General features: G+C 54.8%; 16 protein-coding genes, 1 tRNA gene and 3 rRNA genes. 14 read left to right on the forward strand and 6 right to left on the reverse strand.

All coding sequences use genetic code 11. From position 1 onward, the window contains the following. Positions 1-238: 238 nt before the first annotated feature. Positions 239-736: an Rsd/AlgQ family anti-sigma factor gene (locus tag MC50_RS09730; protein ID WP_032695571.1), complete on the reverse strand. Its 498-nt coding sequence runs from the start codon at positions 734-736 to the stop codon at positions 239-241. Positions 737-829: 93 nt separating this feature from the next. Here MC50_RS09730 and nudC point away from each other — a divergent pair, with 93 nt between their 5' ends. The 6 genes from nudC to MC50_RS09760 all read left to right on the forward strand — a co-directional run bounded on the left by nudC (position 830) and on the right by MC50_RS09760 (position 5,185). Next, positions 830-1,603 (forward strand): NAD(+) diphosphatase, encoded by a 774-nt coding sequence (nudC, locus tag MC50_RS09735; RefSeq protein ID WP_032698409.1) that lies wholly within the window; start codon positions 830-832, stop codon positions 1,601-1,603. Positions 1,604-1,642: 39 nt separating this feature from the next. Continuing rightward, positions 1,643-2,707 (forward strand): uroporphyrinogen decarboxylase, encoded by a 1,065-nt coding sequence (hemE, locus tag MC50_RS09740; protein WP_032689991.1) that lies wholly within the window; start codon positions 1,643-1,645, stop codon positions 2,705-2,707. A 9-nt stretch (positions 2,708-2,716) separates the two neighbouring features. Next, a complete protein-coding gene (nfi, locus tag MC50_RS09745) occupies positions 2,717-3,388 on the forward strand; it encodes a deoxyribonuclease V (RefSeq protein WP_032695570.1) in 672 nt (223 codons plus the stop codon). Between the two features lie 42 nt (positions 3,389-3,430). Then, positions 3,431-4,021, forward strand: coding sequence for a YjaG family protein (locus MC50_RS09750; RefSeq protein WP_032689989.1), 591 nt, complete (start codon positions 3,431-3,433; stop codon positions 4,019-4,021). Between the two features lie 186 nt (positions 4,022-4,207). After that, the gene (hupA, locus tag MC50_RS09755; RefSeq protein ID WP_004097675.1) at positions 4,208-4,480 is read left to right on the forward strand and encodes a nucleoid-associated protein HU-alpha; all 273 of its coding nucleotides are present in this window, start codon (positions 4,208-4,210) and stop codon (positions 4,478-4,480) included. 12 nt (positions 4,481-4,492) lie between these two features. Then, the gene (locus MC50_RS09760) at positions 4,493-5,185 is read left to right on the forward strand and encodes a DUF1481 domain-containing protein (protein ID WP_047663742.1); all 693 of its coding nucleotides are present in this window, start codon (positions 4,493-4,495) and stop codon (positions 5,183-5,185) included. Between the two features lie 189 nt (positions 5,186-5,374). Here the strand turns inward: MC50_RS09760 and purD are convergent, their stop codons facing one another. Next, complete coding sequence (gene purD, locus MC50_RS09765) at positions 5,375-6,664, reverse strand: phosphoribosylamine--glycine ligase (protein ID WP_032695569.1); 1,290 nt, start codon at positions 6,662-6,664, stop codon at positions 5,375-5,377. Positions 6,665-6,679: 15 nt separating this feature from the next. Next, a complete protein-coding gene (gene purH / locus MC50_RS09770; RefSeq protein WP_047663743.1) occupies positions 6,680-8,269 on the reverse strand; it encodes a bifunctional phosphoribosylaminoimidazolecarboxamide formyltransferase/IMP cyclohydrolase in 1,590 nt (529 codons plus the stop codon). Positions 8,270-8,882: 613 nt separating this feature from the next. Here purH and MC50_RS09780 point away from each other — a divergent pair. The 4 genes from MC50_RS09780 to rrf all read left to right on the forward strand — a co-directional run bounded on the left by MC50_RS09780 (position 8,883) and on the right by rrf (position 13,915). Then, a 16S ribosomal RNA gene (locus MC50_RS09780) occupies positions 8,883-10,421 on the forward strand. Positions 10,422-10,506: 85 nt separating this feature from the next. After that, a tRNA-Glu gene (locus MC50_RS09785) sits at positions 10,507-10,582 on the forward strand. Between the two features lie 218 nt (positions 10,583-10,800). Beyond that, positions 10,801-13,706: ribosomal RNA gene (locus MC50_RS09790) — 23S ribosomal RNA — on the forward strand. A 93-nt stretch (positions 13,707-13,799) separates the two neighbouring features. Next, positions 13,800-13,915, forward strand: a 5S ribosomal RNA gene (gene rrf / locus MC50_RS09795). The 16S, 23S and 5S rRNA genes sit together here with 1 tRNA gene alongside, the layout of an rRNA operon. 223 nt (positions 13,916-14,138) lie before the next feature. On the opposite strand, the gene MC50_RS09800 is transcribed toward rrf, so the two are convergent. Then, positions 14,139-14,582, reverse strand: a complete 444-nt coding sequence (locus tag MC50_RS09800) for an acetyltransferase (RefSeq protein WP_032698403.1) — start codon at positions 14,580-14,582, stop codon at positions 14,139-14,141. A 155-nt stretch (positions 14,583-14,737) separates the two neighbouring features. Between MC50_RS09800 and metA the strand changes: the two genes are divergently transcribed. The 4 genes from metA to aceK all read left to right on the forward strand — a co-directional run bounded on the left by metA (position 14,738) and on the right by aceK (position 20,773). Continuing rightward, positions 14,738-15,667, forward strand: coding sequence for a homoserine O-acetyltransferase MetA (metA, locus tag MC50_RS09805; protein WP_032689974.1), 930 nt, complete (start codon positions 14,738-14,740; stop codon positions 15,665-15,667). A gap of 260 nt (positions 15,668-15,927) precedes the next feature. After that, positions 15,928-17,529 carry a malate synthase A gene (gene aceB, locus MC50_RS09810; protein WP_047663746.1) on the forward strand — a complete coding sequence of 534 codons (1,602 nt, stop codon included), beginning with the start codon at positions 15,928-15,930 and terminating at the stop codon, positions 17,527-17,529. Positions 17,530-17,624: 95 nt separating this feature from the next. Next, complete coding sequence (gene aceA / locus MC50_RS09815; RefSeq protein WP_032689983.1) at positions 17,625-18,929, forward strand: isocitrate lyase; 1,305 nt, start codon at positions 17,625-17,627, stop codon at positions 18,927-18,929. Between the two features lie 101 nt (positions 18,930-19,030). Then, positions 19,031-20,773, forward strand: coding sequence for a bifunctional isocitrate dehydrogenase kinase/phosphatase (aceK, locus tag MC50_RS09820; RefSeq protein ID WP_047663748.1), 1,743 nt, complete (start codon positions 19,031-19,033; stop codon positions 20,771-20,773). A 9-nt stretch (positions 20,774-20,782) separates the two neighbouring features. Here aceK and MC50_RS09825 read toward each other — a convergent pair whose 3' ends face one another. Beyond that, on the reverse strand, positions 20,783-21,187 hold the full coding sequence (locus tag MC50_RS09825) for an ASCH domain-containing protein (RefSeq protein WP_102047559.1): 405 nt from the start codon (positions 21,185-21,187) through the stop codon (positions 20,783-20,785). Positions 21,188-21,196: 9 nt separating this feature from the next. Further along, positions 21,197-22,024: a glyoxylate bypass operon transcriptional repressor IclR gene (gene iclR / locus MC50_RS09830; RefSeq protein WP_032689970.1), complete on the reverse strand. Its 828-nt coding sequence runs from the start codon at positions 22,022-22,024 to the stop codon at positions 21,197-21,199. Positions 22,025-22,158: the final 134 nt, after the last annotated feature.

The raw sequence follows: 22,158 nt of genomic DNA on the forward strand, positions 1-22,158 counted from the left end.
CAGGTTCCGCGGATCCCGAATTAACGGTCTCAGCCTTTTCCACTTTATTCTTCGCGCTGCCTCTTCGTTGGCTTCGTCCGCTCACTCCAGTCACTTACTGATGTAAGCTCCTGGAAGTTCACTGACTGGCCGTCTTGAGGCATCACGAATGCTTTTGTGGAAAATAGGCACTCCGACAAGATAGCACTCCCTCCGCAGAGGGAGAATGTCTGTAAATTACTCGTTAACGGTTCACAACTCAAGCAGTCGGCGCGATATTGTCGCTGACGTTGCCCTGCAGGTTGTACGAAATGGCGAGGGCGATCAGCTTATCTTCCAGCGCAAAGCGGGCTTCCAGCGCTTCGCCGATATCGGACAGCGCCTGCTGGAACTCAAGATAATTATCGTGATCGATGGCGTTTTCGAGGCAGGTGTCGTAGTAATCCATAATTTGCTGGGTATTGGCTTCCAGCTGCGGATAGAGCCTGGTAGCTGCCAAAAGTGGCGTATCACCTTCCATTTCGCCAAGAATACGTTCATAAATACTAAAATGGCCGGAGGAGAGGTAATCCACCAGGCTTTGGCAAAAGCTATCCAGCGCCTTTTCGTTAAGCCGCATAAAGGATTCTTTTCCCGGTTTCAGGCCAACCAGCTTGTAGTAAGCGACGAGCAAATGCTTACGTACATGCAGCCAGCGATCGACCAGTTCATTACTGCCTCCAACACGTTCCGTTAGGTTTTCCAGCTGGTTTAACATGGTTGACTCCGCAAGATTAAGAAAATAACGTTGCTCACCAAAATGTAAATATAATGTTAAAAGTGCCAGTAAAACGAAGGTAGTGCAATAGATATGGATCGTATTATTGAAAAATTAGATCGCGGCTGGTGGATCGTCAGTCACGAACAAAAATTATGGTTACCGGACGGGGAATTACCACATGGCGAAGCGGTAAATTTTAATCTTGTCGGCCAGCACGCACTGCATATTGGCGAATGGCAAGGCGACGCGGTGTGGATGGTGCGCCAGGATCGTCGGCATGATATGGGATCGTTGCGTCAGTTATTGGATCAGGATCCGGGGCTGTTTCAACTGGCGGGGCGCGGGATCCAACTGGCCGAATTTTACCGCTCGCATAAATTCTGCGGTTACTGCGGGCATCCTATGCATCCCAGCAAAACTGAATGGGCGATGCTATGCAGCCACTGCCGCGAACGTTATTACCCGCAAATCGCGCCCTGCATGATCGTGGCGATTCGTCGGGGCGATTCTATCTTGCTGGCACAGCATACCCGCCATCGCAATGGCGTACATACGGTACTGGCCGGGTTTGTCGAAGTGGGAGAGACCCTTGAGCAGGCGGTTGCCCGCGAGGTCATGGAAGAGTGCGGTCTGAAGGTGAAAAATCTGCGTTACGTGACCTCCCAGCCGTGGCCGTTCCCGCAGTCGCTAATGACCGCATTTATGGCGGAATATGACAGCGGCGACATTGTGATCGATAAGAAAGAGCTGTTGCAGGCTGGCTGGTATCGCTATGACGCTTTACCGCTGCTGCCGCCGCCGGGTACCGTCGCGCGCCGCCTGATAGAAGACACCGTGGCAATCTGTCGGGCCGACGAGGAATGACGTGATACAATAACGGCCTGACGCTTAAGGAACTGCAAAATGACCGAACTGAAGAACGATCGTTACCTGCGTGCGCTGCTGCGCCAACCCGTTGATGTGACCCCGGTGTGGATGATGCGCCAGGCGGGCCGCTATTTACCGGAGTACAAAGCCACTCGCGCAGAAGCGGGCGACTTTATGTCGCTGTGTAAAAACGCCGATCTGGCCTGCGAAGTGACATTGCAGCCGCTGCGCCGCTATGCGCTGGATGCGGCGATCCTCTTCTCGGACATTTTGACCATCCCTGACGCAATGGGGCTGGGGCTCTATTTCGAAACCGGCGAAGGCCCACGTTTTACTTCGACGATTACCGGCAAGGCTGACGTCGACAAACTGCCGATCCCCGATCCGGAAGATGAACTCGGTTACGTGATGAATGCCGTGCGCACCATTCGTCGTGAGCTAAAAGGCGAAGTTCCGCTGATTGGTTTCTCGGGCAGTCCGTGGACCCTGGCGACCTATATGGTTGAAGGGGGCAGCAGTAAGGCCTTCACTGTCATCAAAAAAATGATGTATGCCGACCCGCAGGCGCTGCACGCGCTGCTCGAAAAGCTGGCTAAAAGCGTCACGCTGTACCTGAACGCGCAAATCAAAGCGGGCGCCCAGTCGGTGATGATTTTCGATACCTGGGGGGGCGTGCTGACCGGCCGCGATTATCAGCAGTTCTCGCTCTATTACATGCACAAAATCGTTGATGGCCTGCTGCGTGAAAACGAAGGCCGCCGCGTACCGGTGACCTTATTCACCAAAGGCGGCGGACAGTGGCTGGAAGCGATGGCCGAAACCGGCTGCGATGCGCTGGGTCTCGACTGGACCACCGATATCGCCGACGCTCGCCGTCGCGTCGGCCACAAAGTGGCGCTACAGGGCAATATGGACCCTTCTATGCTCTACGCGCCCGCTGGCCGTATTGAAGAAGAAGTGGCGACCATACTGGCCGGCTTTGGTCAGGGAGAGGGCCATGTCTTCAACCTGGGTCATGGCATCCATCAGGATGTGAATCCTGAACACGCCGGCGTATTTGTGGAAGCAGTGCACCGGCTGTCGGCGCAATACCATCGCTAAGGAGCGAATATGGATCTGGCGTCGCTACGCGAACGGCAGCAGGAGCTGGCCGCGTCGGTCATTCGTGAGGATCGACTGGATCGGGAGCCTCCGCGGCTGATCGGCGGTGCGGACGTTGGCTTCGAGCAAGAAGGTGAAGTGACGCGGGCGGCTATTGTGCTGCTCGCTTATCCATCTCTGGAACTGGTTGAGTATCAGGTGGCGCGAGTGGCCACCACCATGCCGTATATCCCCGGTTTTCTCTCCTTTCGTGAAACGCCCGCGCTGCTGGCGGCGTGGGAACAGCTTTCCCAAAAACCCGATCTCTTATTTGTCGACGGCCACGGGATTTCTCATCCCCGGCGCCTGGGCGTCGCCAGCCATTTTGGCCTGCTGGTGGATGTCCCGACCATTGGGGTGGCGAAAAAGCGCCTGTGCGGGCGCTTTACGCTTCCCGGCGATGAACCGGGGGCACTGGCGCCGCTGATGGATAAAAACGAACAGCTGGCGTGGGTCTGGCGCAGCAAAGCGCGTTGCAACCCGCTGTTTGTCAGCACCGGTCACCGGGTGGCTCTCGATAGTGCGCTGACATGGGTTCAGCGCTGCATCAAGGGCTACCGCCTGCCGGAGCCTACGCGCTGGGCCGATGCGGTTGCCTCGCGGCGTCCGGCATTTGTGCGTTGGCAAGCAAATCAGCGCTGATTCAGGTACACTGCGGCTAATTTCTGACTTCGAGAATTCATCATGTTACAAAACCCGATTCATCTGCGCCTGGAGAAGCTGGAAAGTTGGCAGCACGTCACCTTTATGGCCTGTTTGTGCGAGCGCATGTACCCCAATTACGCAATGTTCTGCCAGCAAACCGGATTTGCCGATGGCCAGCTGTATCGTCGTATCCTCGATCTGATTTGGGAAACCCTGACCGTCAAAGATGCGAAGGTGAATTTCGATAGCCAGCTGGAAAAACTGGAAGAGGCGATTCCGGTTGCCGACGACTATGATCTGTACGGCGTGTACCCGGCTATCGATGCCTGTGTTGCTCTGAGTGAACTGATTCATTCGCGTCTGAGCGGAGAAACGCTTGAGCATGCCATTGAGGTGAGCAAGAGTTCGATTACGACCGTCGCGATGCTGGAAATGACCCAGGCAGGTCGTGAAATGACCGACGAAGAGCTCAAAGAGAACCCGGCGGTTGAGCAAGAATGGGATATTCAGTGGGAAATTTTCCGTCTGCTGGCCGAGTGTGAAGAACGCGATATTGAACTGATCAAAGGGCTGCGCGCAGACCTTCGTGAAGCCGGCGAGAGCAATATTGGTATAAATTTTCAGCAGTGAGACCAGAAAACGTGATTTACCGCCTGAATTGTAGCGTCTGAAGGCTTCCATTCCGCCCCCCGTCTGGTCTACATTTGGAGGGCGAAAAAAAGTGGCTATCGGTGCGTGTATGCAGGAGAGTGCTTTTCAGGCATTTCCGTCGCACTCGGTGCTTAGCAAGCGATAAACACATTGTAAGGATAACTTATGAACAAGACTCAACTGATTGATGTAATTGCGGACAAAGCTGACCTGTCCAAAGCACAGGCAAAAGCTGCCCTGGAATCTACCCTGGCTGCAATTACTGAGTCTCTGAAAGAAGGTGATGCTGTTCAACTGGTTGGTTTCGGTACCTTCAAAGTGAACCACCGCGCTGAGCGTACTGGCCGCAACCCGCAGACCGGTAACGAAATCAAAATTGCCGCTGCTAACGTGCCGGCGTTTGTTTCTGGTAAAGCACTGAAAGACGCAGTTAAGTAAGACCGCGTGGCAGTGTACAGTTTTAACGAAGGGGCCTTAAAGCCCCTTTTGTCTATCTGGCGTCGCGTATTGATGCTGGCAGGCGTCGTGCTGATCTCTGCCTGTAGCCATGATTCTTCTGTCCCGCCTTTTACCGCCAGCGGGTATGCGGACAACCAGGGCGCGATGCGTATCTGGCGTCTGGACTCCAACGGCGAAGTACATCTGCTTGCTGCCTTTAGCCCGTGGCGTCACGGCAATACTTCAACCAGCGAATACCGCTGGCAGGGTGACCGACTCACGCTTATCGAGCTCAACGTCTACGGCAAACCGACGGAACACATTCGCGCCCGTTTTGATGACCAGGGCGAGCTGAGCTTTATGCAGCGCGAAGTGGACGGACAAAAGCAGCAGCTTTCCAGCGATCAGGTGGCGCTTTACCGCTACCGGGCAACGCAAATTCGCCAGACCAGCGATGCATTGCGGCAAGGACGCGTTGTTCTGCGTCAGGGGCGCTGGCATGCCAACCAGACGGTGACGACCTGTGAAGGGCAAACCGTGAAGCCGGATCTGGATGCCCGGGCCTTAGCCCATATTGAACGCCGCCAGAATCACTCCTCCGTTGAGGTGAGCGTGGCGTGGCTGGAAGCCTCAGACGGCGCTCAGCTTTTGCTGGTGGCCAATGAAGACTTCTGTACCTGGCAGCCGCAGGAAAAAAACTTCTGACCTCCGGTCAGAGCCGCTTCGCGCTATCAGCGCGGTTACCATTCCCTCTGTCCTTTTCCACCATACGCTTCTCTGAGGCGCGTAGCCGCATATCCTCCGCGACAGGATGGCGGGCTGACAATAAAAAACGGGCGACTCCAGAATGAAGCCGCCCGTCAATGAGGCCTGTTATGAGGTCTCGCTCAGGCGCTAGCGTTGCTCGCGGGCAATAGCGCGCCAGCCAATATCGCTACGGCTGAAGCTTCCTTCCCAATGAATACCGGTCAGGAGTTCGTAGGCGCGCTGCTGCGCCTGGGCTACGGTGTCGCCCAACGCCGTCACGCACAGTACGCGGCCGCCGTTAGTCACCACGCGCTGGTCGTCGGCAAGCTTCGTCCCGGCATGGAAGACCTTGCCATCCACCGCTTCTTCCTGCGGCAGGCCGAAGATTTCGTCGCCGGTGGCGTAGCTGCCCGGATAGCCGCCTGCGGCAACCACGATGCCCAGCGAGGCGCGATCGTCCCACTCGGAGGTTTTCTCATCCAGCTTACCGTCACAGGCGGCGAGGCACAGCTCCACCATGTCGGATTTCATACGCAGCATAATGGGCTGCGTTTCCGGATCGCCGAAACGACAGTTGAACTCGATGACTTTTGGATTGCCCTGTTTGTCGATCATCAGACCGGCGTACAGGAAGCCGGTATAGGTATTGCCTTCCGCCGCCATGCCTTTGACCGTTGGCCAAATGATGCGATCCATGGTGCGCTGATGCACCTCATCCGTGACCACCGGGGCGGGTGAATAGGCGCCCATACCACCGGTGTTCGGTCCGGTATCGCCATTGCCTACGCGTTTGTGGTCCTGGCTGGTGGCCATCGGCAGAACGTGCTCGCCGTCGACCATGACGATAAAGCTGGCCTCTTCACCATCGAGGAACTCTTCAATCACGATCCGATGGCCCGCGTCGCCAAAGGCGTTGCCGGCCAGCATATCCTGAACCGCCTCTTCCGCTTCTTGCAGCGTCATCGCGACAATCACGCCTTTACCGGCCGCCAGACCGTCCGCCTTGATAACAATCGGGGCGCCTTTTTCGCGCAGATAGGCCAGTGCAGGTTCGACTTCGGTAAAGTTCTGATATTCCGCGGTCGGAATGTTATGCCGCGCGAGGAAATCTTTGGTAAAGGCTTTTGAGCCTTCCAGCTGGGCGGCGCCTTCGGTCGGGCCGAAGATTTTCAGGCCCGCAGCGCGGAACGCATCGACAATGCCAATCACCAGCGGCGCTTCCGGGCCGACGATGGTCAGATCGATCTTCTCGCGCTGGGCAAAGTCCAGCAGCGCCGGAATATCGGTCACGCCGATATTGACGTTTTGCAGCGCAGGTTCCAGGGCTGTGCCGGCGTTACCCGGCGCCACGTAGACGGTATCAACCAGCGGAGACTGTGCCGCTTTCCATCCCAGCGCGTGCTCGCGGCCGCCGTTGCCAATCACTAATACTTTCATGTTCTGCTCCGTGAATTAATGGCGGAAGTGACGCATGTCGGTGAAGATCATCGCAATGCCGTGTTCGTCAGCTGCGGCAATGACTTCGTCGTCACGGATAGAGCCGCCAGGCTGGATAACACAGGTAATGCCCACTGCAGCAGCAGCGTCGATACCGTCACGGAACGGGAAGAAGGCGTCAGAAGCCATTGCCGAGCCTTTCACTTCCAGACCTTCATCGCCCGCTTTGATACCGGCAATTTTCGCCGAGTAAACGCGGCTCATCTGGCCTGCACCTATCCCGATGGTCATGTTCTCTTTTGCATAGACAATGGCGTTGGATTTCACGAACTTCGCCACTTTCCAGCAGAACAGCGCGTCACGCAGTTCCTGCTCGGTAGGCTGGCGTTTCGTCACCACGCGCAGATCGCCCCCGGTGACCATGCCCAGGTCGCGATCCTGAACCAGCAGGCCGCCGTTAACGCGTTTGAAATCGAGCCCCGGAACGCGTGCCGCCCACTCGCCGCAGGTCAGAACGCGGACGTTCTGCTTGGCCGCAGTAATCTTCAGGGCCTCTTCGCTGGCGGATGGCGCAATGATCACTTCAACAAACTGGCGAGAAATGATGGCCTGTGCGGTTTCCGCATCCAGTTCGCGGTTGAAGGCGATAATGCCGCCGAATGCGGAGGTCGGGTCGGTTTTGTAGGCGCGATCGTAAGCATCCAGAATTGAGTCGCTGACCGCAACGCCGCACGGGTTGGCGTGTTTAACAATCACGCAGGCCGGTTCGCTGAACTCTTTCACGCACTCCAGCGCCGCATCGGTATCCGCGATGTTGTTATAAGAAAGGGCTTTGCCTTGAACCTGAGTGGCGGTCGCCACCGACGCTTCTTTAATGTCTTCTTCTATATAGAAGGCAGCCTGCTGATGGCTGTTCTCGCCGTAGCGCATATCCTGCTTCTTAATGAAGTTCAGGTTCAGCGTACGCGGGAAGCGGCCGGAGGCTTCCTGAGTCTCACCATGATAGGCCGGAACCATGCTGCCGAAGTAGTTGGCAATCATGCTGTCGTAGGCAGCGGTGTGCTCAAAAGCTTTAATGGCGAGATCGAAGCGGGTTTCCAGAGTCAGGGAACCGTCGTTCGCATCCATCTCTTTAATAATGGCGTGGTAGTCATGGCTCTTCACGACGATAGCCACGTCTTTATGGTTCTTGGCTGCGGAGCGCACCATGGTCGGGCCGCCGATATCGATATTCTCCACCGCATCTTCCAGCGAGCACCCTTCGCGGGCGACGGTCTGGGCAAACGGATAAAGGTTAACAACAACCATATCGATAGGAGAGATCGCGTGCTGGGCCATGATCTCGTCATCCTGGCCGCGACGGCCGAGAATGCCGCCGTGTACTTTTGGATGCAGGGTCTTAACGCGTCCATCCATCATTTCCGGGAAACCGGTGTAGTCAGAGACTTCGGTTACCGGCAGACCTTTCTCAGCCAGCAGGCGTGCGGTACCACCCGTAGACAGTAGCTCAACACCACGAGCGGAAAGAGCCTGCGCGAATTCGACGATACCGGCCTTGTCAGAAACACTGAGCAGAGCGCGGCGGACTGGACGACGTTGTTGCATGGTATTAAATCCCCAGGATTTGAACATTACAGAGAGCGTTAGGTGAGTTTTTGTCTAAAAACTCACCTAACGCACCCAACCGGGCATCCTTGTCATAGCGCGGCATTGTAACGAAAACGTTTGCGCAACGCTCGCGAATTTTTATCTTTCTCTTTTTGCCGATCTCTTCTCTATATAGAAGGGGCTTTTGACGGCCTTTATCAGCTAAGAACAGGCGTGGTCTGTGGATAATTCTGTGTGTAACAGGGTATAAAGCGGGGTTTTGCTGGGGAATGCAGCAGTCAGTCATTTTTCTGCAATTTTTCTATTGCGGGCGCTCGAGAACTCCCTATAATGCGCCTCCATCGACACGGAACAACGGCAAACAAGCCGCCGGGTTGAAAGAGAAAACTTCTGAAATTCAGGGTTGACTCTGAAAGAGGAAAGCGTAATATACGCCACCTCGCGACAGAGCGCTCAGCGCCGTCGCACTGCTCTTTAACAATTTATCAGACAATCTGTGTGGGCACTCAAAGTGACATGGATTCTTAACGTCCTCGGACGAAAAATGAATACCAAGTCTCTGAGTGAACACGTAATTCATTACGAAGTTTAATTCACGAGCATCAAACTTAAATTGAAGAGTTTGATCATGGCTCAGATTGAACGCTGGCGGCAGGCCTAACACATGCAAGTCGAGCGGTAGCACAGAGAGCTTGCTCTCGGGTGACGAGCGGCGGACGGGTGAGTAATGTCTGGGAAACTGCCTGATGGAGGGGGATAACTACTGGAAACGGTAGCTAATACCGCATAACGTCGCAAGACCAAAGTGGGGGACCTTCGGGCCTCATGCCATCAGATGTGCCCAGATGGGATTAGCTAGTAGGTGGGGTAATGGCTCACCTAGGCGACGATCCCTAGCTGGTCTGAGAGGATGACCAGCCACACTGGAACTGAGACACGGTCCAGACTCCTACGGGAGGCAGCAGTGGGGAATATTGCACAATGGGCGCAAGCCTGATGCAGCCATGCCGCGTGTATGAAGAAGGCCTTCGGGTTGTAAAGTACTTTCAGCGAGGAGGAAGGCATTAAGGTTAATAACCTTAGTGATTGACGTTACTCGCAGAAGAAGCACCGGCTAACTCCGTGCCAGCAGCCGCGGTAATACGGAGGGTGCAAGCGTTAATCGGAATTACTGGGCGTAAAGCGCACGCAGGCGGTTTGTTAAGTCAGATGTGAAATCCCCGGGCTCAACCTGGGAACTGCATTTGAAACTGGCAAGCTTGAGTCTTGTAGAGGGGGGTAGAATTCCAGGTGTAGCGGTGAAATGCGTAGAGATCTGGAGGAATACCGGTGGCGAAGGCGGCCCCCTGGACAAAGACTGACGCTCAGGTGCGAAAGCGTGGGGAGCAAACAGGATTAGATACCCTGGTAGTCCACGCTGTAAACGATGTCGACTTGGAGGTTGTTCCCTTGAGGAGTGGCTTCCGGAGCTAACGCGTTAAGTCGACCGCCTGGGGAGTACGGCCGCAAGGTTAAAACTCAAATGAATTGACGGGGCCCGCACAAGCGGTGGAGCATGTGGTTTAATTCGATGCAACGCGAAGAACCTTACCTACTCTTGACATCCAGAGAACTTAGCAGAGATGCTTTGGTGCCTTCGGGAACTCTGAGACAGGTGCTGCATGGCTGTCGTCAGCTCGTGTTGTGAAATGTTGGGTTAAGTCCCGCAACGAGCGCAACCCTTATCCTTTGTTGCCAGCGGTTCGGCCGGGAACTCAAAGGAGACTGCCAGTGATAAACTGGAGGAAGGTGGGGATGACGTCAAGTCATCATGGCCCTTACGAGTAGGGCTACACACGTGCTACAATGGCATATACAAAGAGAAGCGACCTCGCGAGAGCAAGCGGACCTCATAAAGTATGTCGTAGTCCGGATTGGAGTCTGCAACTCGACTCCATGAAGTCGGAATCGCTAGTAATCGTAGATCAGAATGCTACGGTGAATACGTTCCCGGGCCTTGTACACACCGCCCGTCACACCATGGGAGTGGGTTGCAAAAGAAGTAGGTAGCTTAACCTTCGGGAGGGCGCTTACCACTTTGTGATTCATGACTGGGGTGAAGTCGTAACAAGGTAACCGTAGGGGAACCTGCGGTTGGATCACCTCCTTACCTGAAAGAACCTGCCTTTGTAGTGTCCACACAGATTGTCTGATGAAAAGTAAATAGCAAGGCGTCTTGCGATTGAGACTTCAGTGTCCCCTTCGTCTAGAGGCCCAGGACACCGCCCTTTCACGGCGGTAACAGGGGTTCGAATCCCCTAGGGGACGCCACTTGCTGGTTTGTGAGTGAAAGTCACCGGCCTTAATATCTCAAAACTGATTCTCAGGAATCACGTTTGAGATATTTGCTCTTTAAAAATCTGGATCAAGCTGAAAATTGAAACGACACACTGTTTCCTTTCTCCGTAAACAAGAAAGGAAAAATGGTGTGTTCGAGTCTCTCAAATTTTCGCAACGCGACTGTTTTACGAAACAGTTTCGGGTTGTGAGGTTAAGCGACTAAGCGTACACGGTGGATGCCCTGGCAGTCAGAGGCGATGAAGGACGTGCTAATCTGCGATAAGCGTCGGTAAGGTGATATGAACCGTTATAACCGGCGATTTCCGAATGGGGAAACCCAGTGTGTTTCGACACACTATCGTTAAGTGAATACATAGCTTAACGAAGCGAACCGGGGGAACTGAAACATCTAAGTACCCCGAGGAAAAGAAATCAACCGAGATTCCCCCAGTAGCGGCGAGCGAACGGGGAGGAGCCCAGAGTCTGAATCAGCGCGTGTGTTAGTGGAACGGTCTGGAAAGTCCGGCGGTACAGGGTGATAGCCCCGTACACTAAAATGCACACGTTGTGAACTCGAAGAGTAGGGCGGGACACGTGGTATCCTGTCTGAATATGGGGGGACCATCCTCCAAGGCTAAATACTCCTGACTGACCGATAGTGAACCAGTACCGTGAGGGAAAGGCGAAAAGAACCCCGGCGAGGGGAGTGAAAAAGAACCTGAAACCGTGTACGTACAAGCAGTGGGAGCCTCTTTATGGGGTGACTGCGTACCTTTTGTATAATGGGTCAGCGACTTATATTCTGTAGCAAGGTTAACCGTATAGGGGAGCCGCAGGGAAACCGAGTCTTAACTGGGCGTTAAGTTGCAGGGTATAGACCCGAAACCCGGTGATCTAGCCATGGGCAGGTTGAAGGTTGGGTAACACTAACTGGAGGACCGAACCGACTAATGTTGAAAAATTAGCGGATGACTTGTGGCTGGGGGTGAAAGGCCAATCAAACCGGGAGATAGCTGGTTCTCCCCGAAAGCTATTTAGGTAGCGCCTCGTGAATTCATCTTCGGGGGTAGAGCACTGTTTCGGCTAGGGGGTCATCCCGACTTACCAACCCGATGCAAACTACGAATACCGAAGAATGTTATCACGGGAGACACACGGCGGGTGCTAACGTCCGTCGTGAAGAGGGAAACAACCCAGACCGCCAGCTAAGGTCCCAAAGTCATGGTTAAGTGGGAAACGATGTGGGAAGGCACAGACAGCCAGGATGTTGGCTTAGAAGCAGCCATCATTTAAAGAAAGCGTAATAGCTCACTGGTCGAGTCGGCCTGCGCGGAAGATGTAACGGGGCTAAACCATGCACCGAAGCTGCGGCAGCGACATTATGTGTTGTTGGGTAGGGGAGCGTTCTGTAAGCCGTTGAAGGTGGCCTGTGAGGGTTGCTGGAGGTATCAGAAGTGCGAATGCTGACATAAGTAACGATAAAGCGGGTGAAAAGCCCGCTCGCCGGAAGACCAAGGGTTCCTGTCCAACGTTAATCGGGGCAGGGTGAGTCGACCCCTAAGGCGAGGCCGAAAGGCGTAGTCGATGGGAAACAGGTTAATATTCCTGTACTCGGTGTTACTGCGAAGGGGGGACGGAGAAGGCTATGTTAGCCGGGCGACGGTTGTCCCGGTTTAAGCATGTAGGCGGGAAGTTTAGGTAAATCCGGACTTCTTTTAACGCTGAGGTGTGATGACGAGGCACTACGGTGCTGAAGTAACAAATGCCCTGCTTCCAGGAAAAGCCTCTAAGCATCAGGTAACAACGAATCGTACCCCAAACCGACACAGGTGGTCAGGTAGAGAATACCAAGGCGCTTGAGAGAACTCGGGTGAAGGAACTAGGCAAAATGGTGCCGTAACTTCGGGAGAAGGCACGCTGATGGTAGGTGAAGTGACTTGCTCATGGAGCCGAAATCAGTCGAAGATACCAGCTGGCTGCAACTGTTTATTAAAAACACAGCACTGTGCAAACACGAAAGTGGACGTATACGGTGTGACGCCTGCCCGGTGCCGGAAGGTTAATTGATGGGGTTATCCGTAAGGAGAAGCTCTTGATCGAAGCCCCGGTAAACGGCGGCCGTAACTATAACGGTCCTAAGGTAGCGAAATTCCTTGTCGGGTAAGTTCCGACCTGCACGAATGGCGTAATGATGGCCAGGCTGTCTCCACCCGAGACTCAGTGAAATTGAACTCGCTGTGAAGATGCAGTGTACCCGCGGCAAGACGGAAAGACCCCGTGAACCTTTACTATAGCTTGACACTGAACATTGAGCCTTGATGTGTAGGATAGGTGGGAGGCTTTGAAGCGTGGACGCCAGTCTGCGTGGAGCCAACCTTGAAATACCACCCTTTAATGTTTGATGTTCTAACGTAGACCCGTGATCCGGGTTGCGGACAGTGTCTGGTGGGTAGTTTGACTGGGGCGGTCTCCTCCCAAAGAGTAACGGAGGAGCACGAAGGTTAGCTAATCCTGGTCGGACATCAGGAGGTTAGTGCAATGGCATAAGCTAGCTTGACTGCGAGCGTGACGGCGCGAGCAGGTGCGAAAGCAGGTCATAGTGATCCGGTGGTTCTGAATGGAAGGGCCATCGCTCAACGGATAAAAGGTACTCCGGGGATAACAGGCTGATACCGCCCAAGAGTTCATATCGACGGCGGTGTTTGGCACCTCGATGTCGGCTCATCACATCCTGGGGCTGAAGTAGGTCCCAAGGGTATGGCTGTTCGCCATTTAAAGTGGTACGCGAGCTGGGTTTAGAACGTCGTGAGACAGTTCGGTCCCTATCTGCCGTGGGCGCTGGAGAATTGAGGGGGGCTGCTCCTAGTACGAGAGGACCGGAGTGGACGCATCACTGGTGTTCGGGTTGTCATGCCAATGGCATTGCCCGGTAGCTAAATGCGGAAAAGATAAGTGCTGAAAGCATCTAAGCACGAAACTTGCCCCGAGATGAGTTCTCCCTGACTCCTTGAGAGTCCTGAAGGAACGTTGAAGACGACGACGTTGATAGGTCGGGTGTGTAAGCGTAGCGATACGTTGAGCTAACCGATACTAATGAACCGTGAGGCTTAACCTTACAACGCCGAAGCTGTTTTGGCGAAGAGAGAAGATTTTCAGCCTGATACAGATTATGTCGCTGCGCAGAAATGCGGGGTGATAACAGAATTTGCCTGGCGGCGATAGCGCGGTGGTCCCACCTGACCCCATGCCGAACTCAGAAGTGAAACGCCGTAGCGCCGATGGTAGTGTGGGGTCTCCCCATGTGAGAGTAGGGAACTGCCAGGCATTAAATAAAAGCGAAAGGCTCAGTCGAAAGACTGGGCCTTTTGTTTTATCTGTTGTTTGTCGGGAAACGCTCACCGGGAGCAGGACAACATCGCCGGCAACGCTGTTGAACCGCCGGAGGCCGGCCCCGGAGGGGGGAGCATCAGTGATACGACGACGCATGCACCGCGGCCAGCCATCAGTTCAGTAAGAAGCCCGTCCTCACCGACGGGCTTTTTGCGTTTCAACGCGCGTCATAACGCAAATGCAGCAGCGGGTAGGGGCGGCCATGGTCATCATGAGCGGATCGCCCGCTAACCACAAACCCCATATTCGCGTAAAACCCTACCGCCTGCGCGTTCTGCTCATTCACATCGGTTGTGAGTCGGGGGATCAATTCCAGAGCATACATGACTAACTGGCGACCCACGCCCATACCGCGAAAGTCAGGATCAACAAAAAGGGCTTCCAGATGCCGTTCAGACAGCAGCATCAATGCGCAGGGCTTGTCCTCATTCGTGACCGCAACCCATAGCGGCGCCTGAGGAAAAAATGCGCACACCTGCCGCTCAATTTCCCTTCGGTCCTGCGCTGAAAGAAAGTGATGCGTTGCATCGACGGAACGACGCCAGATTTCAATCAGTTGTTCGCTCTCATCACTGCGCGAACGTCGAATCACTATATTCATGATATTTCCTTGCGATTAACCGCTGTATTCTATCCTGGAGATGGTTGAAACTTTCTCACCTTCCGCTTGCAGACTCGACATTTTCATTATTCCTGGTTATTGTTAGCTGTCTGGATGTCTAAACGTTTATACGTATGCTATGAGGTAATCAAGTTATGCCGATTCGGGTGCAGGACGAGCTACCAGCCGTCAATTTCTTGCGTAGTGAGAACGTCTTTGTGATGACCACTACGCGTGCAACAACTCAGGAAATTCGTCCGCTGAAGGTACTTATCCTTAACCTGATGCCGAAAAAAATCGAGACGGAGAATCAGTTCCTGCGCCTGCTTTCGAACTCTCCGCTGCAGCTTGATATCCAGCTTCTACGTATCGATGCGCGTGAATCCCGCAATACGCCAAGTGAACACCTGAATAACTTCTACTGTAACTTCGACGATATTTGCGACCAGAACTTTGACGGCCTGATCGTCACCGGCGCCCCGCTGGGGCTGGTTGAATTTAACGATGTTGCCTACTGGCCGCAGATCAAGCAGGTGCTGGAGTGGGCGAAAGATCACGTCACCTCTACGCTTTTTGTCTGTTGGGCGGTACAGGCCGCACTCAATATTCTGTACGGCATTCCTAAGCAGACCCGCGCAGAAAAAATTTCCGGCGTCTATGAGCATCATATTCTGCATCCTCACGCGCTGCTGACCCGCGGTTTTGATGACTCTTTCCTCGCCCCGCACTCTCGCTATGCGGATTTCCCGGCGGCGCTGATTCGCGACTATACCGATTTAGAGATCCTGGCAGAAACGGAAGAGGGTGATGCCTACCTGTTTGCCAGCAAAGATAAGCGAATCGCCTTTGTGACCGGCCACCCGGAATACGACGCCCACACCCTGGCCAGCGAATTTTTCCGCGATGTGGAAGCCGGCCTGAGTCCGGACATTCCGTATAATTATTTTCCGCAAAACGATCCGCAAAACAAACCGCGGGCCACCTGGCGCAGCCATGGAAATCTGCTGTTTGCAAACTGGCTTAACTATTACGTCTACCAGATCACTCCATACGATCTGCGGAATATGAATCCGACTTTGGATTAATCCTCCAGATAACGCGATCCTAAAGCGTTTCAGCATTTTGCCTCTGGCACCTTCGGGTGCCTTTTTTGTTTCCGAAATTCAACTCACGATAAAGAATAACTTTAACTTCAATGTTATCAATATGTTGATTGTATATTAAATTAAAAATGGAAATTGTTTTTGATTTTGTAATTTTATTGAGTAGTCTTAATTGTGTTGAGCGAAAACCAGACAACGATCGTTCACTCGCGCCAACTGGATCAACCAATAGGAGCTACAAAATGACGCAACAGGCGACAATAACTGACGAACTGGCCTTCAGCCGGCCTTATGGCGAGCAGGAAAAGCAGATTTTAACGCCTGAGGCGGTAGAGTTTCTGACGGAACTGGTGAGCCGCTTTACGCCTGAGCGCAATAAACTACTGGCGGCACGTATTCAGCAACAGCAGGCGATTGACGCAGGAAGACTGCCTGATTTTATTTCGGAAACGGATTCCATTAGAAATGATGACTGGACGATTCGCGGTATTCCCGCCGATTTACAGGATCGTCGGGTGGAAATCACCGGACCGGTAGAGCGCAAAATGGTGATTAACGCCCTCAACGCCAATGTGAAAGTCTTTATGGCAGATTTTGAGGACTCGCTGGCCCCGGACTGGAACAAAGTCATTGATGGCCAGATTAATCTGCGCGATGCGGTGAATGGCACCATCAGCTACACCAATGAATCCGGCAAGATTTACCAGCTGAAGCCCAATCCCGCGGTACTGGTATGCCGCGTGCGCGGCCTGCATCTGCCGGAAAAGCATGTGACGTGGCGCGGCGAGTCGATTCCCGGCAGCCTGTTTGATTTCGCGCTCTATTTTTTTCACAACTACAAAAACCTGCTGGCAAAAGGCAGCGGTCCTTACTTCTACCTGCCGAAAACCCAGGCCTGGCAGGAAGCGGCATGGTGGGGCGATGTCTTTAGCTATACCGAAGACCGGTTTGGACTGCCGCGCGGCACGATTAAGGCCACGCTGTTAATTGAAACCCTGCCAGCGGTGTTCCAGATGGATGAGATTCTGCATGCGCTGCGGGACCATATCGTCGGTCTGAACTGCGGACGCTGGGATTACATTTTCAGCTATATCAAAACATTAAAAAATCATGGCGACCGCGTCTTACCCGACCGTCAGGTTGTCACGATGGATAAGCCGTTCCTCAGCGCCTATTCGCGTCTGTTGATTAAGACCTGCCATAAACGCGGCGCGTTCGCGATGGGGGGAATGGCGGCGTTTATCCCCAGCAAAGATGCCGACCGTAACCGCCAGGTCCTCGCCAAAGTTACCGCAGATAAAGAGCTGGAAGCGAAAAATGGCCACGACGGCACCTGGATCGCGCATCCGGGGCTGGCGGATACCGCCATGGCCGTCTTCAACCAGGTCCTGGGCGAACGCCCTAACCAGCTGTTCGTCAGCCGGGAAGACGATGCTCCGATAACCGCCGACCAGCTGCTGGCGCCCTGTGAGGGCGAACGTACGGAGGCGGGGATGCGCGCCAATATTCGTGTTGCGGTGCAGTATATCGAAGCCTGGATCTCCGGTAATGGCTGCGTCCCGATTTACGGTCTGATGGAAGATGCGGCGACCGCCGAAATTTCGCGGACCTCCATCTGGCAATGGATTCACCATCAGAAAACCCTCAGTGACGGCACGCCGGTCACCAAGACGCTGTTTCGTCAGTGGTTAGCGGAAGAGCTGATGGTCATTCAGGAGGAGCTCGGCGAACACCGCTACAGCAGCGGACGTTTTGACGATGCCGCACGCCTGATGGAACAGATTACCACCTCAGAGGAGTTAATCGACTTCCTGACGCTGCCGGGCTACCGCCTGCTGGCGTAACCAGCGGGCAACTTGGTTTGTCTTTTTGGCCGCGGCCAAACTGCTTTCACCGATAACGCCTGGGAAGCCAGGAGAAAATAATGGAGCATCTGCACATGAAAACCCGTACCCAACAAATCGAAGAATTAAACAAAGAGTGGACACAACCGCGTTGGGAAGGCATTACCCGCCCCTATAGCGCTGAGGACGTGGTGAAATTGCGTGGCTCAGTCAATCCGGAATGCACGCTGGCGCAGCTTGGCGCGGCCAAAATGTGGCGGCTGCTGCATGGCGAAGCGAAAAAAGGCTACATCAACAGCCTCGGCGCGCTGACCGGCGGGCAGGCATTGCAGCAGGCGAAAGCCGGGATTGAGGCGATTTATCTCTCCGGCTGGCAGGTGGCGGCGGACGCCAACCTCGCCTCCAGCATGTACCCGGATCAATCGCTGTATCCTGCAAACTCGGTACCTGCGGTGGTCGATCGGATCAACAACACCTTCCGTCGCGCGGATCAGATCCAGTGGTCGGCGGGGATTGAACCGGGCGATCCGCGCTATACCGACTATTTTCTGCCGATCGTGGCGGATGCCGAAGCGGGTTTTGGCGGTGTGCTTAACGCGTTCGAGCTGATGAAATCGATGATTGAGGCCGGTGCAGCGGCCGTTCATTTTGAAGATCAGCTGGCTTCGGTGAAGAAGTGCGGCCATATGGGCGGCAAAGTGCTGGTGCCGACGCAGGAAGCCATTCAGAAACTGGTCGCGGCGCGTCTGGCCGCGGACGTGACGGGCGTACCGACGCTGGTGATTGCGCGAACGGATGCCGATGCTGCCGATCTGATTACGTCTGATTGCGATCCGTACGATCGCGAGTTTGTCACCGGCGAACGCACCAGCGAAGGATTTTTCCGTACTCATGCCGGTATCGAACAAGCAATCAGTCGCGGTCTGGCCTATGCGCCGTACGCGGACCTGGTGTGGTGTGAAACTTCGAAACCCGATCTGGAGCAGGCGCGCCGATTTGCCGAGGCGATTCACGCGCGTTTCCCGGGCAAGCTGCTGGCCTACAACTGTTCGCCGTCGTTCAACTGGAAGAAAAATCTTGATGACAACACCATCGCTCACTTCCAGCAGTCGCTGTCTGATATGGGTTACAAATACCAGTTCATCACGCTGGCGGGGATCCACAGCATGTGGTTCAACATGTTCGACCTGGCCCATGCCTATGCGCAGGGCGAAGGCATGAAGCACTACGTTGAGAAAGTGCAGCAGCCAGAGTTTGCCGCGGCTAAAGATGGCTACACCTTTGTCTCTCATCAGCAGGAAGTGGGCACCGGCTACTTTGATAAAGTGACCACTATTATCCAGGGCGGGGCTTCCTCGGTAACGGCGTTGACCGGTTCAACGGAAGAAGAGCAGTTCTGATTGCTGCCCGGTGGCGCTGCGCTTACCGGGCCTACGAAAGCGGTAGGCCGGATAAGCGAACGCGCCATCCGGCATGAGCGGATGCCGGATGGGGAAAAGCGATGACGCGTGGCCTGGAATTATTGATTGCACAAACGATTTTACAGGGTTTCGACGCGCAGTACGGGCGTTTTCTGGAAGTGACTTCAGGCGCGCAGCAGCGGTTTGAACATGCCGACTGGCATGCGGTTCAGCAGGCCATGAAGCAGCGAATTCACCTTTATGATCATCACGTCGGGCTGGTGGTGGAACAGCTGCGCTGTATTACCGAAGGTAAAAGCACCGACGTGGATTTTTTACTGCGGGTGAAAGAGCAGTACACGCACCTGCTGCCGGATTACCCTCGCTTTGAGATTGCGGAGAGCTTTTTTAATTCTGTCTATTGCCGGTTGTTTGACCACCGCTCGCTGACACCCGAGCGGCTTTTTATTTTCAGTTCTCAGCCGGAGCGCAGCTTTCGTTCCCTGCCACGACCGCTGGCGAAAAACTTCTTTCCCGATCGCGGCTGGGAGACGCTGTTAAGCAAGGTTCTCACCGACTTACCCCTGCGTCTGCCGTGGCAAAACAAGGCGCGCGACATCGGCTACATTAGCGCCAGTCTGCAGGAGGCGCTGGGAAGCGAGATGTTATCCCGCTCCCACTTGCAGATCGCGAACGAACTCTTTTACCGCAATAAAGCCGCCTGGCTGGTGGGTAAGCTGGTTACGCCGGTGGCAACCCTGCCGTTTTTGCTGCCTGTCCATCGCAGCGAGGAGGGCGAACTGTTTATTGATACCTGTCTGACGACTCACGCCGAAGCCAGCATCGTGTTTGGCTTCGCCCGTTCTTATTTTATGGTCTACGCGCCGCTGCCCGGTGCGCTGGTGGAATGGCTGCGCGACATTCTGCCGGGTAAAACTACCGCCGAACTGTATATGGCGATTGGCTGTCAGAAGCATGCGAAGACGGAAAGCTATCGCGAATACCTGCACTATATTGCCCGCAGCGATGAGCAGTTTATTGAGGCGCCGGGCATCCGCGGCATGGTGATGCTGGTCTTTACTCTGCCGGGATTTGACCGGGTATTTAAGGTGATCAAAGACCGCTTTGCGCCGCAAAAGGAGATGACCGCGGCCCACGTCCGTGCCTGCTATCAGCTGGTAAAAGAACATGACCGCGTCGGGAGAATGGCCGATACCCAGGAGTTTGAAAACTTCGTGCTGGAAAAACGGCAGATTGCCCCGGCGCTGATGGCATTACTGCAGACGGAAGCCGGCGCAAAAATCACCGATCTAGGCGATCGCATTGTCATCAGCCATCTCTATATCGAACGCCGGATGGTCCCGCTGAATATCTGGCTGGAGCAGGTGAGTGGCCAGGCGCTGCGCGATGCGGTGGAGGAGTATGGCAACGCGATTCGCCAGCTTGCCGCCGCCAATATTTTCCCCGGCGATATGCTGTTTAAAAATTTCGGCGTGACCCGCCATGGCCGGGTGGTGTTCTATGATTACGATGAAATTTGCTACATGACCGAAGTAAATTTCCGCGACATTCCGCCGCCGCGCTATCCGGAAGATGAGCTGGCGAGCGAACCGTGGTACAGCGTGTCGCCGGGAGATGTCTTCCCGGAAGAGTTTCGCCACTGGCTGTGCGCTGATCCGGGTATCGGGCCGCTGCTTGAAGAGATGCATGCCGATCTGCTGCGGGCAGACTACTGGCGAGAGCTGCAGACGCGCATTCGTCACGGCCATGTAGAGGATGTCTATGCCTACCGGCGCCGTCAGCGTTTTTGCGTGCGCTACGGCGCGTTGCAGCAGGCGGGGTAGGCGTGCTGTTCAGGCCGCCTCGATCACGGCAAACTCTTCGTACACCAGCTCCATATCCGGCGCCCAGCTGCCCTCTCGTTCAAAGAAGGCCCGATGTGCCGATTGCCAGTAAGCCAGGCTCAAATCGCCTTCGCCTTCCAGCGCGGCGAGCTCCGGGCTCATTTCGTTAAAACGGATGAGCCTGAGCGCCAGGGTACGTATCACACATACCGCTTTTCCTTTGCCATCCAGCACAATGTGGTATGCCCCTGGCGTCACGGGCGGCTGCTCTTGCTGATAGCTGAAAAGCGAGCTGCAGGTGCCTCGCTTTTTCCCCGCGACGACCAGGGCCGCCAGTTCGTCGGCCAGCTCAGGTGAATCGCCGAAAGACCAGCAGAAAGCAGAAGGGTATTTATCCTGCCAGTATGACTTCAGATCGCTCATTTATCGCATCCCGCCGTAGGCCAGCGTCACTTCTTTCGCCGCTTTAATCACCAGCGCCCCCAGTTCGGTGACGCGATCGTCGGTCATCCGGGAAATCGGCCCGGAAATAGAGATAGCGGCAAACGGTTCGCGGTGTTCGTCATAAATACATGAGGCGACGCAGCGTAAACCGAGGGCATGTTCTTCATCATCAAATGAGTAGCCGCGCTTGCGCGTCTGGGCTAAATCCTCTTTCAGATGGACCGGGGAGACCAGCGTGGCGTGAGTATAAGCATGTAGCCCTTTGCGATGCAGCAGACCGGTGACCTGCTCTTCGCTGAGCTGTGACAGGAATGCTTTACCCGCGCCGGAGGCGTGCATCGGGAGCTTGCCGCCAATCGGCGCCGACATGCGCATCAGCTGCGTACACTGCACCTGATCAATAATAATCGCCTGGTGATCGCTTTGATCCAGCACCGCCAGATTGACGGTTTCACCGGAGTCTTCCATCAGCTGGCGCAGGATCGGGTGGACGATTGCCAGCAGGTTGCGGCTTTGCAGGAAGCTGCTGCCGACCACAAAGGCATGTGCGCCCACGGACCAGTGGCCCAGCTCACCCACCTGGCGGACAAAGCCCAGCTGCTGCATGGTCGTCAGCAGACGATGGGTGGTGGAGTTGGGCAGCCCGGCCTGCTGGGCCAGTTCAGTCAGCGCCACGCTGCTGTGAGACTCAGCAATCCATTCAAGCAATTTTAATCCACGGGTGAGCGACTGAACCTGGCCGCCAGCCTGGGGGGCGGCGGGCGTCGCGGGTTTTCTGCCGCGCTTAGCGGGAACGGGAGTAGCCATCGCAGATTCCTTTTTTCTGTATCGTGGAAATAGTTTTCATTTTATTTTTCGGATTTGCAATCACAACCGGACTGATCGGAGGAGTGAAGCTGAACATGTCTCATATTGCCCGTCGTTCTCTTTTCCGCTCTGGT

The organism is Klebsiella planticola (genome assembly GCF_000783935.2).
Lineage (GTDB): Bacteria > Pseudomonadota > Gammaproteobacteria > Enterobacterales > Enterobacteriaceae > Klebsiella > Klebsiella planticola.

Bases quoted from the DNA above. Each gene is read 5' to 3' on its own strand.
- MC50_RS09730 (WP_032695571.1), bottom strand. From the start codon at position 736: ATGTTAAACCAGCTGGAAAACCTAACGGAACGTGTTGGAGGCAGTAAT.
- nudC (WP_032698409.1), top strand. From the start codon at position 830: ATGGATCGTATTATTGAAAAATTAGATCGCGGCTGGTGGATCGTCAGT.
- hemE (WP_032689991.1), top strand. From the start codon at position 1,643: ATGACCGAACTGAAGAACGATCGTTACCTGCGTGCGCTGCTGCGCCAA.
- nfi (WP_032695570.1), top strand. From the start codon at position 2,717: ATGGATCTGGCGTCGCTACGCGAACGGCAGCAGGAGCTGGCCGCGTCG.
- MC50_RS09750 (WP_032689989.1), top strand. From the start codon at position 3,431: ATGTTACAAAACCCGATTCATCTGCGCCTGGAGAAGCTGGAAAGTTGG.
- hupA (WP_004097675.1), top strand. From the start codon at position 4,208: ATGAACAAGACTCAACTGATTGATGTAATTGCGGACAAAGCTGACCTG.
- purD (WP_032695569.1), bottom strand. From the start codon at position 6,664: ATGAAAGTATTAGTGATTGGCAACGGCGGCCGCGAGCACGCGCTGGGA.
- purH (WP_047663743.1), bottom strand. From the start codon at position 8,269: ATGCAACAACGTCGTCCAGTCCGCCGCGCTCTGCTCAGTGTTTCTGAC.
- MC50_RS09800 (WP_032698403.1), bottom strand. From the start codon at position 14,582: ATGAATATAGTGATTCGACGTTCGCGCAGTGATGAGAGCGAACAACTG.
- metA (WP_032689974.1), top strand. From the start codon at position 14,738: ATGCCGATTCGGGTGCAGGACGAGCTACCAGCCGTCAATTTCTTGCGT.
- aceB (WP_047663746.1), top strand. From the start codon at position 15,928: ATGACGCAACAGGCGACAATAACTGACGAACTGGCCTTCAGCCGGCCT.
- aceA (WP_032689983.1), top strand. From the start codon at position 17,625: ATGAAAACCCGTACCCAACAAATCGAAGAATTAAACAAAGAGTGGACA.
- aceK (WP_047663748.1), top strand. From the start codon at position 19,031: ATGACGCGTGGCCTGGAATTATTGATTGCACAAACGATTTTACAGGGT.
- iclR (WP_032689970.1), bottom strand. From the start codon at position 22,024: ATGGCTACTCCCGTTCCCGCTAAGCGCGGCAGAAAACCCGCGACGCCC.